3 protein-coding genes and 1 pseudogene are annotated in these 1,667 nt (G+C 68.9%); 2 read left to right on the plus strand and 2 right to left on the minus strand.

All coding sequences use genetic code 11. The annotated features are described in order from the left end of the window. Positions 1 to 50 precede the first annotated feature (50 nt). Positions 51 to 306, minus strand: a 256-nt coding sequence (locus tag AOK17_RS47590) for a nuclear transport factor 2 family protein (protein WP_245697921.1), incomplete at its 5' end; no start/stop codon positions are given. A 2-nt stretch (positions 307 to 308) separates the two neighbouring features. Then, positions 309 to 423: pseudogene (locus AOK17_RS53455) on the minus strand (nuclear transport factor 2 family protein); the annotation flags it as partial. A 427-nt stretch (positions 424 to 850) separates the two neighbouring features. Here AOK17_RS53455 and AOK17_RS47595 point away from each other — a divergent pair. Both AOK17_RS47595 and AOK17_RS47600 read left to right on the plus strand, forming a co-directional pair. Continuing rightward, positions 851 to 1,261 (plus strand): hypothetical protein, encoded by a 411-nt coding sequence (locus AOK17_RS47595; RefSeq protein ID WP_055618831.1) that lies wholly within the window; start codon positions 851 to 853, stop codon positions 1,259 to 1,261. 88 nt (positions 1,262 to 1,349) lie between these two features. Beyond that, positions 1,350 to 1,667: FHA domain-containing protein (locus tag AOK17_RS47600; protein WP_157881567.1), on the plus strand; the 318-nt coding region annotated here is incomplete at its 3' end.

Consider the following 1,667-nt stretch of genomic DNA (forward strand, 5'->3'; position numbering starts at 1 on the left):
CCTCTACGAGACCACCAGGCGCGGCAAAACTCATCGCGACAGCCGTGGTGTCACGCCCCGGCGGGCACCCGGTCCAGGAATCCGTGCACGCTCCGTATCCGCCCGTCGTCGCTCAGGGTGATCACATCGAAGCCGGCGACCGGCGCCGAGCCGTCCGCGACGGCGACCAGCTCCCAGCTGAAACGGGCGAGGTCGTGGTGCCCGTCCACGGCACCGGTGAGCCGGAACTCGAATCCGGGGAACTGCTCGTGGGCCCCGGCGATCACGGCGGCGATCCCGTCGTGCCCGCGGACGTCGGCCAGCGGGNNCGTCCGCGGTCCAGGCGGCGGCCACGGCCTTCGTCAGGGCCTCCTTCCCGCCCGCGTTCCAGGCCTCGAAGTAGCGGGCGACGGCGGTTTCGTAGCGGTCCTGGTTCGCGGGCATGGGAGATCAGCCTCCATCGAGGTCGCATGTGCTCGTACGTACTGGTCAGGGCCCGGATCGGACGTTGTCGGGATCCGGTACCGCAACCATGCCGGGCGTCGTCGGACCCGTCGATTACCCCTCGGGTAATGCCCGCGGACACCTCTCGGGTAGTGCCCCCGGAGGACCGCGATCTCCACGGCCGTGTCATTTCAGCCAGTAACCACGGTGAATATGCCAGGAGACTGGCTGGAATGGCATGGTGACAGTGTGTCAGGAGTGGCGATACTTGAATGCTAGGGCTATTCACAGCCCTGAGAACGGCTCGGGAACCGCCAGGGGATCCACCCGGCTGACCGAGCGAAGAACAGCGCCATCGTGCACCACCAGCGAGCCGCAGGAAAGAGAGGCCGGACCGGCAGCAAGCGGATGCAATGGGGGAGCGATCGTGCACGACGAATTCCTTTGCCATGTCACCGCGTACGGAGTGTGCGGAGGCATGTGGGTCGGTGTACCGCTAGGCACCTACCGGGCGCCCACCCTGGCGCTGGCCATGTGGTGGTTACGGGACCGGGCGTCATGGATGGCCGAGCGCCTCGATCCGAACCCCGACGCCCCGTACTTCCCGCCGAACTCGATGATGCCCCTCTCGGTCACGGCCCCCGACGTCCCCGGCGTGCTGCGCGCCTGGTGCGGCGACATCTTCCAACAGGAGCTGGCCGCCGAGCAGTTGGCCGCCGGGAATCTGGTCCGCATCGCCACGAGTGACGAGACCACCGAGTACGAGCTGCTCGCGGAGTCGGTCGACGCCCTGCGCATGCAGCGCACCCTCCCCTTCCTGTCCATGCCGGCCGCCTGACCCCCGGTCCCGGCGAAGCCGCTCGGGCAGGACCCCCGCCGACCGCGCGCAGCAGGCGCAGATGTGGACGAATAGCTAGAATTCAGGCATGGGAGAGCGTTCAGCGGCGCCCGAACTCGTCCTCGAAACCGAGACGGGGTCCACGGTGATGACCCCGAACCACGACTACCACGTCGGCCGAGACCCGCTGAGCGACATCGTCATCGACGACGCCCGGGTCTCCTGGCACCACGCCGTCCTGCGGCCCAACGCCGACCACTGGACGCTCTGGGACGAGAACAGCACGAACGGTACGTACGCCGACGGCCGCCGCGTCCACGAGTGGGACGTCGGCCCGGGCAGCGTCATCCGCTTCGGGAACCCCGCCGACGGCCCGAGCGCGGTGCTCACCGACCGGCCCCCGCCC

Origin of the sequence: Streptomyces phaeochromogenes (assembly GCF_001418655.1) — a bacterium.
Classification (GTDB): domain Bacteria; phylum Actinomycetota; class Actinomycetes; order Streptomycetales; family Streptomycetaceae; genus Streptomyces; species Streptomyces phaeochromogenes.